Genomic DNA, 7,003 nt, shown 5'->3' on the forward strand with positions numbered 1-7,003 from the left:
TCTCGGCCTCCCGCGCCCTCGGCGGCCGCGTCCGCACCCTCGGGCGGGCGCCGGATGGCTCGCGGCGACCGCATGAGATACGTTCAGCGGCGTCGGAAGCCCCGGGGCCACCCGTCGACTGTCGACCGCGCCGGCGACCCGGGGCCTCCGGCAGGCGGGGCGGGCTTCTCGCAAGGCCCGCCCGACAGGGGTGGGGATCGTGGTCGACCTCGGGAGGCTGAGCCGCCTGCAGCGTGAGATCTGGGCCCATCCCCCGGTTCCGGGGCTGAGCACGCCCGAGCTGATCCGTCTCTTCCAGATCGAGGCGGACGGCCAAGGCATCCGTTGGGAGATCCGCGCCGTGCCCGGCCCTCTCCTCCTCCCCGCGCAACGTGCACCGGTGGCCCGGGAGAGCGAACAGGTCTTCGAGTTCGCGGGCTGGATCTTTAACCCGCGCCTGGGCCCCAACCCGTGGCCGGCCGATCTCTTCTGGCGCAACCTGGACGCGCTCAACGAAGACCCCGTCGTGCGGAAGCGGCTCTGGGAGATGACCGCGGCTCCGCATCCCGCGGAGAGGGGGGGCCGCAACCCGGTCGTCCAGCCGCTCCCCGCGTCGCCGGGACGGCCGGCGCCGCCGGATCCGGGTGGTCTACTGCGCCCGCTGCGAAGGCCGGAAGCGGGCGCCGGCGGCTACGGAGCCTGAGCCCGAGGCCGGATCAGGACTCCGACGCCCGGCGTCCCGGAGGACGGCCGCCGGCAGGACCGCCGTCATCGCGGCGACGAGGAAGTTGACGGCGACGGGACCAGGCGTCATCCGGCCAGCTGCGGAGCCGGCGCCCACCAGGGAGAGAGACGGGACGAGTGCCAGGATCGCCCAGGGCGGCGCCCGGCGCGTCCGGGCCGCGATTCCGCGCCGCCGCGACCGTCAGGAAGCCAAGCGGTGATAGGTCCGGGCGGCGATCACCTGGGCGATCACCACCGCCGCCAGCAGCCAGCCCCAGTCGGCCAGGGCGTTGGGCGTGCCGCCGTAGACCAGGTAGCCGCGCAGCAGGTCGACCACGGCGCTGAGCGGGTTGACGCGGGAGACCACCTGCAGCCAGGCGGGCATGATGGCCAGCGGGTAGATGGCGTTGGAGGCGAAGAAGAGCGGCATGGTGATCACCTGGCCGATGCCCATGAAGCGCTCGCGCGTCTTGACCAGGATGGCGATCAGCATGGAGAGGGTGGAGAAGAAGGCGGCACCGAGGACGACCGTGGCCAGGCTCGCCAGGATCCCCACCAGGCTCCAGTGCAGCTGGACGCGGAGGAGAAGGGCGAGGATCAGGATGACCACCGCCTGGCTGAGGGAGCGGACGGCGGCGCCCAGCCCGCGGCCGGTGACGAAGCTTCCCCGGGGGATGGGCAGGACGAGGAACTTCTGCAGGATGCCGGCGTCCCGGTCCCAGATGACGGCCAGGCCGTAGAAGATCGAGATGAACATGACCGACTGGGCGAGGATCCCCGGCGTCATGAACGTCAGGTAGTCGAGGCGGCCGGTGGGGATGGCGCGGAGCCGGCCCATGGCCTGGCCGAAGACCAGCAGCCAGAGGGCGGGCTGGACGGCGCGGGTGAGGAGCTCCGTCGGGTCGTGGCGGAGTTTGCGCACCTCCAGCTCGGCCACCACCCAGCTGCCGCGCAGGTACCCGAGCAGGCCCTCCGCCAGGGGGTGGAGCGGCCTGTCCTGCGGCTGCGGCTCCGGCCGTCCGGGCGAGGAGGCGGCGGCGCGGAGCTCAGTGGAAGCGCCGGACGCGGCGCTCCAGTTGCCGGAGTTCACGATAGCTTCCTCCCGATTCCAGGGTGTCGCCGGTCACCTCGGTGAAGACCTCTTCCAGGCTGGCCTCGGGCCGGCCGATGGAGGCCTTCAGCTCGGCTGCGGTGCCGATGCGGGCGATCCGGCCGTGGTTCATGATGGCGATCCGGCCGGCGTACTGCTCCGCTTCCTCCATGTAGTGGGTGGTGACCAGGATGGTCATGCCGGAGTCGCGGCGCAGCTCCTCCAGCGCCGACCAGACCGCGTGGCGCCCGGTCGGGTCGAGGCCGACCGTCGGCTCGTCCAGGACCAGCAGGCGCGGGCGGTGGAGGATCGCCTGGCCCACCTCCAGGCGGCGGACCATGCCCCCCGAGTAGTTGCGGACCGGCTCCCCGGCCGCCTCCTCCAGGCGGAGGAGGTGGAGCAGCTCCCCGATGCGCCGCGCCCGTTCGCGCCCCGGCAGGCCGAGCAGCTTGGCGGTGATGAGCAGGTTCTCGTAACCGGTCAGGGTCGGGTCGGCGGAGAGTGTCTGGCCGACGTAACCCAGCAGGCGGCGGACCTGCGCCCCGTCGCGGACCACGTCGTATCCGCCCACCCGGACCGTCCCCGACGTCGGTTCGAGCAGCGTGGTCAGGATGCGGATGGTGGTCGTCTTGCCGGCCCCGTTGGGGCCGAGAAGGCCGAAGACCTCGCCGGCCTCGACCCGGAAGCTGATGCGGTCGACGGCGACGTGGTCGCCGAAGCGCCTGACGAGGTCGCGGACTTCGATCATCGCGGACAAGGGGGCATCGCCTCTTCCTCGGTGCATGGTAGCACCGTTTTAATTGATGATCAAAACAATTCGGGCACCCGACCTGTCCGGGGTCCTGCACGGAGCGGGCGAGCTCGCGGACAACGTCAAGGCGGCGGCCTTCCCCGAGGAAGGGATCCGCCGCCCCGGCTACCCCTTGGCCGAACGCTGGCGCGCCGCCACCAGCGCCGCCTCCTTCATGCTGACCGCGCTCGCCACCCCCTTCCCGGCGATGTCGAAGGCGGTGCCGTGGTCGACGCTGGTGCGCAGGAAGGGCAGCCCCAGCGTCAGGCTGACGGTCCGCTCGAAGTCCAGCGTCTTGGTGGCGATGTGCCCCTGGTCGTGGGTGAGCGAGACGACCGCGTCCCAGCGCCCCTGGAGCGCCTGGTGGTAGACGGCGTCGGCGGGGACCGGGCCGTGCGCGTCGACCCCTTCCTGGCGCGCCAGGGCGACCGCGGGCCCGATCACCTCCTGCTCCTCGCGGCCGAGGAGGCCGTGCTCGCCGGCGTGCGGGTTGAGGCCGGCGACGGCGATGCGGCGCGGCGCGATGCCGAGCCCCAGGAGGAGCGCGTCCGCCGTCCGCAGGAAGCGTGCCAGCCCCCCCGGACCCGCCTCCCGGATGCGGTGGATCGCCTCCTCCAGCGGGAGGTGGCGTGTGTAGAAGAACGTGCGCAGGTTCCGGACGACGAACAGCGTGACGCTCTCGCCGGCGCCGCTCAGCATCTGGAGCGCCTCGGTGTGGCCGACGGCCGGGATCCCGGCCAGGCGCCAGGCTTCCTTGTGGATCGGCGCGGTCACCACGGCGTCCACCTCGCCGGCCATGGCCAGGCGGCTGGCCCGCTCCAGGTACTCGTACGCGGCGCGGCCGAAGCCGGCGCGGACGACGCCCCACTCGAAGCTCTCGGCCGGCACGTTGGCGAGGTCGATCACCTCCACCGTGCCGGGTTCGAACGACGCCTCGCCCGGCCGGTCCACCGCCCGCAGCCGGAGGCCGGCGGGCACGGTGCGGCCGCGAACGGCGACCAGGGCGCGTTCCAGCACGCCCAGGTCGCCCACCACCAGCGGTCGGGCGACGGCGCGGACCTCCGCGTCGGCTGCGGCCGCCAGGCAGATCTCCGGCCCGATGCCGGCCGGATCGCCCATGGTCAGCGCGAGAACCGGAAGCTTCCCGCTCCCCGGCGACTCGGGACTCATCCCGGCTGCCCCTCCTCTCTTTTCACCCGCTCCGGGTCCGGCCGCCGGCCCGGCGCCCCGCACCTGGCCGCCGGGCCGAAGGGCAGCCGGCCAGATGACGGACGCAACGGACCAGGCTGGCCCGGTCGCCCACCAGGCCGCCCTTGGTGCAGAGGGGGAGGCCGTCCGCCAGGCCGCCCACCAGCCGGGCGTGGACAGCCAGCGGCTCCACCGCGTCCAGCAGCTCCAGGCGGCGGGCGCCCAGCGCCCGGCAGACGGCGGCGGTCACCTCGCCGCCGGTGAGGACCAGGCCGCCCACCGGCGCCGCGCCGGCGAGGCGGCGGACCAGCTCCCCCAGGCCGCGCGTCACCTGGAGGGCCTGCTCCGGCGCGAGGTCGAGGCGGTCGCCTTCCCGCCGGGCGGTGCGCACGACGACCACGGGCAGCCGGTCGTGGCGGACCGCCGCGGCCCGGAGCGCGCCCTCGACCTCGCCGGCCGCGCGCCGGCCGCAGGCCTCCGGCTCCCCGAGGAAGCGGGCTGCGTCGAAGTGGAGGGTGGGCGCCTCGAAGCGCGCGGCCAGCTCGTCCAGCTGTTCCAGGGCGAGGGGCGCGACGCTGCCGGCCACCACCAGGACCGGGTCGCGGCGGCGCCCCGCCTCCAGCGCCACGCGCACCCGCGCGGCGAAGGCCGGCCCCGGATCGACCAGGAGGAAGGGGCCGCAGGGGCTCCCCCCTTCCTCCAGGAGGTGGACCGCCTCCGCCAGGAGGTCGATCTCCTCGTCGGTCTCGGCGTCGGCCACCAGGATCTCCGCCTGCCCGGCCAGGCGCTCCAGCCGGCCGGCCAGGGTCTCCACCCGGGCCCCGCGGATCGCCTCCAGCCTCAGCTGGGCCACCGGTCGCCGGCTCTGCTCGCCGATCACCCCCGCCACGTCGCTCCGGTGGACCGGCGTGCGCGGGTCGACCGCCACCTCGGTCTCCTCCAGAAGCCGGCCGTGCACGTAGAGGAGGCCGTCCCGGACCGTCCGCCCCGAGGCCGGATAGGCGGCCACGACCAGCGCCCGCGGCCGACGGCCGGCTCCCTCCCAGGCTCCCTGCCAGGCTTCCAGGGCCGCGTCGATCTCGGCGCCCAGGTTGCCGCGGAGCGTGCTGTCGATGCGCTTGCCGAAGAGGCGCGGCCGCTCGGCCAGCGCCAGCCCGGCCGCGCGTGCCACCGCCCGCCGCGCCCGGTCCGCCGGGAGGAGCCGGCTCTCGGTGGGGAGCACGAGGACGTCCGGCCGGGCTTCCGGGGCCCGGTCCAGGTCGCCCGGACCCCTCTCCAGCTCCACGGCCACGCGCAGACCCAGCCCGGAGAGAAGGACACCGGTGGCGTTGGCGCCCGTCAGGTCGTCCGCCAGGACGGCGGCGAGGAGTTCCGACGACATCGACGATCACACCCGCTTGCGCTTGCTCGACGGGCCGGAACAGGACCGGCGCGGCCGAACGGTCCGCGGTCAGGCGGTCCACCCGCTTCGAAGGAGGGTCGCCCGTGACCGCCGTCAGGAGCTGCTGCTCGCTCTCCGCCAGCATCGGGACCTGGACCGAGGCGACTCCCCGAGGACCGTCAGGTTTCGGAGAACGGCGTCCTGCAACATGGCATCCTCCGCGAACGAAACCGGGCTCTGTCCTTCGGCACACCGTAGGATCTTCTCGCACGCGGAGACCATGTCGGCGAGGCAGATCTCATCCCTCGGCTCCTTCACCCGGAGCGCCCTTCCGAGTAGATCACGAGCTTCTCCTTCAACACCTTCTCCCTGATCGGCGGATGAAGGTCGCCTATGGTGAGCAGATCCACCGGCCGCCTTTCCAGAAGTCGCGAGAGCTCGCGTTCGAGACGCGCCATCGGAAGAGTCCGACCCTGCTGCCTGGTTTGAACCGGACCAGGACCCGCCTGCTCTCCCCTGTGCATCACGGAGAACGGAAGCATGCCGAGCGTCCGCCATGGCTTCGGGTCGAGTTGGCGTTTGCGGGCTCAGGCCACCCGACGCCCCCGCTTCCAGACCGCCCGCACCAGGTTGGAGCCGAGCCGGTAGGGAATGGCCAGGTGGGAGGGTTCGTCCAGGAGGAGGAGGTCCGCTTCCTTCCCGGGTTCCAGCGAGCCCAGGCGGTCCTCGATCCCCAGCACCCACGCCGCGTTGAGCGTCGCCGCCACCAGCGCCTCCCCGGGCGTGAGGCGCAGGAGCGTGCAGGCGAGGCCGATCGCCACCGCCTGCGACTCGATCGGGCTCGTGCCCGGGTTGGAGTCGGTTCCAAGCGCGACCGCCACCCCCAACTCCACCATCCGTCGCGCCGGCGGTGGCTCGGAGCCGAGGTAGAGCGTCGCGCCCGGCAGGAGGACCGCCGCCGCCCCCGCCCGGGCCATGGCCGCCAGGCCCGCCTCCGAGGCGTGCTCCAGGTGGTCCGCCGCCCTCGCGCCCAGCTCAGGCCTCCAGCAGGCGCGCGCCCCAGTCGCGCACCAGCACCAGGGCGACGTCGAGGACGACGGTCAGCAGCAGCGCCAGGAGCCAGCGCCCCAGCGGCTGTCCGGCCAGCGGCACGGCGAAGAGGTCGGCCAGGAACGGCAAGCCCATCCCCCCTGTCCCGGGCTCCAGGGGCGGGTACCCCCGGGGAGGTCTGCTGGTAGGCATTCCACGGGAACCGGGGGGGCTTCCTGCCCGTCCGGATGAAGGCGGGAGCAGCGGCCGCTCGGGGCCGCCCTCCCCGCGCGGCGGACGGCTGGAGCCGGTCGAAGGTGAAGGGGCTGCTTCCTCCCGTGGAGGCGAGCGACCGGGACCGGACCGAGGGTGAGGACGTCTGGAGGCCCGCCTGGACTCGCCGAGCTTCCGGAGCCATGTGCGCGGCCTGGGGGCGACGCCCCTCACCTTCCTTCCGCACGGGCTCCGCTCCGTCGGCGGACCCGCTTCCGAACTCGAGAGCGCGTCGGAGCAGGCCTGGCCCAATGGCCCGCGGGGAGATCGAGGCCCGGAGGGAACCGCCCGGCGGCGGAAGGCGTCCCTTCACAAGGGGGCGCGGAGCTTCGCAGACGCGCAGGCGCTGCGCGCGGCGTGGAACGGCGCGCTCGACCCCTTCGAGGCCGACGCGGAGCTGCCCCCGTTCCAGCTCGACGAGGGCGGCCGCTTCCTGGTCTTCGCGGGCTTCCACCGGCTGCTCGCCGGCCAGATCCAGGGGACCGGCTGGGCTCTCGACGTACTGCTCGACCACCCGGAGCAGAACGGCGCCGCCGCGCGGCAGGCGATC

The 7,003-nt window shown here is 73.9% G+C and carries 8 protein-coding genes; 2 read left to right on the top strand and 6 right to left on the bottom strand.

What is annotated here, in order from left to right:
- Positions 1-199: 199 nt before the first annotated feature.
- Positions 200-682 (top strand): hypothetical protein, encoded by a 483-nt coding sequence (locus tag QJR14_10465; GenBank protein ID MDI3318022.1) that lies wholly within the window; start codon positions 200-202, stop codon positions 680-682.
- Between the two features lie 222 nt (positions 683-904).
- On the opposite strand, the gene QJR14_10470 is transcribed toward QJR14_10465, so the two are convergent.
- The 6 genes from QJR14_10470 to QJR14_10495 form a co-directional block, all read right to left on the bottom strand.
- Positions 905-1,669, bottom strand: a complete 765-nt coding sequence (locus QJR14_10470) for an ABC transporter permease (GenBank protein ID MDI3318023.1) — start codon at positions 1,667-1,669, stop codon at positions 905-907.
- A 79-nt stretch (positions 1,670-1,748) separates the two neighbouring features.
- Entirely contained in the window at positions 1,749-2,549 is an 801-nt protein-coding gene (locus QJR14_10475; GenBank protein ID MDI3318024.1) for an ATP-binding cassette domain-containing protein, read from the bottom strand.
- A gap of 159 nt (positions 2,550-2,708) precedes the next feature.
- The gene (gene pdxA / locus QJR14_10480) at positions 2,709-3,752 is read right to left on the bottom strand and encodes a 4-hydroxythreonine-4-phosphate dehydrogenase PdxA (GenBank protein MDI3318025.1); all 1,044 of its coding nucleotides are present in this window, start codon (positions 3,750-3,752) and stop codon (positions 2,709-2,711) included.
- A 22-nt stretch (positions 3,753-3,774) separates the two neighbouring features.
- A complete protein-coding gene (locus QJR14_10485) occupies positions 3,775-5,151 on the bottom strand; it encodes a four-carbon acid sugar kinase family protein (protein ID MDI3318026.1) in 1,377 nt (458 codons plus the stop codon).
- Between the two features lie 587 nt (positions 5,152-5,738).
- Complete coding sequence (locus QJR14_10490; protein MDI3318027.1) at positions 5,739-6,161, bottom strand: amidohydrolase family protein; 423 nt, start codon at positions 6,159-6,161, stop codon at positions 5,739-5,741.
- A 25-nt stretch (positions 6,162-6,186) separates the two neighbouring features.
- Entirely contained in the window at positions 6,187-6,336 is a 150-nt protein-coding gene (locus tag QJR14_10495) for a hypothetical protein (GenBank protein ID MDI3318028.1), read from the bottom strand.
- Positions 6,337-6,598: 262 nt separating this feature from the next.
- Between QJR14_10495 and QJR14_10500 the strand changes: the two genes are divergently transcribed.
- Positions 6,599-7,003 (top strand): hypothetical protein (locus QJR14_10500; GenBank protein MDI3318029.1); only part of this gene is annotated, 405 nt, incomplete at its 3' end.

Source organism: Bacillota bacterium, from assembly GCA_029961055.1.
Classification (GTDB): domain Bacteria; phylum Bacillota; class Sulfobacillia; order JAIMAT01; family JAIMAT01; genus JAIMAT01.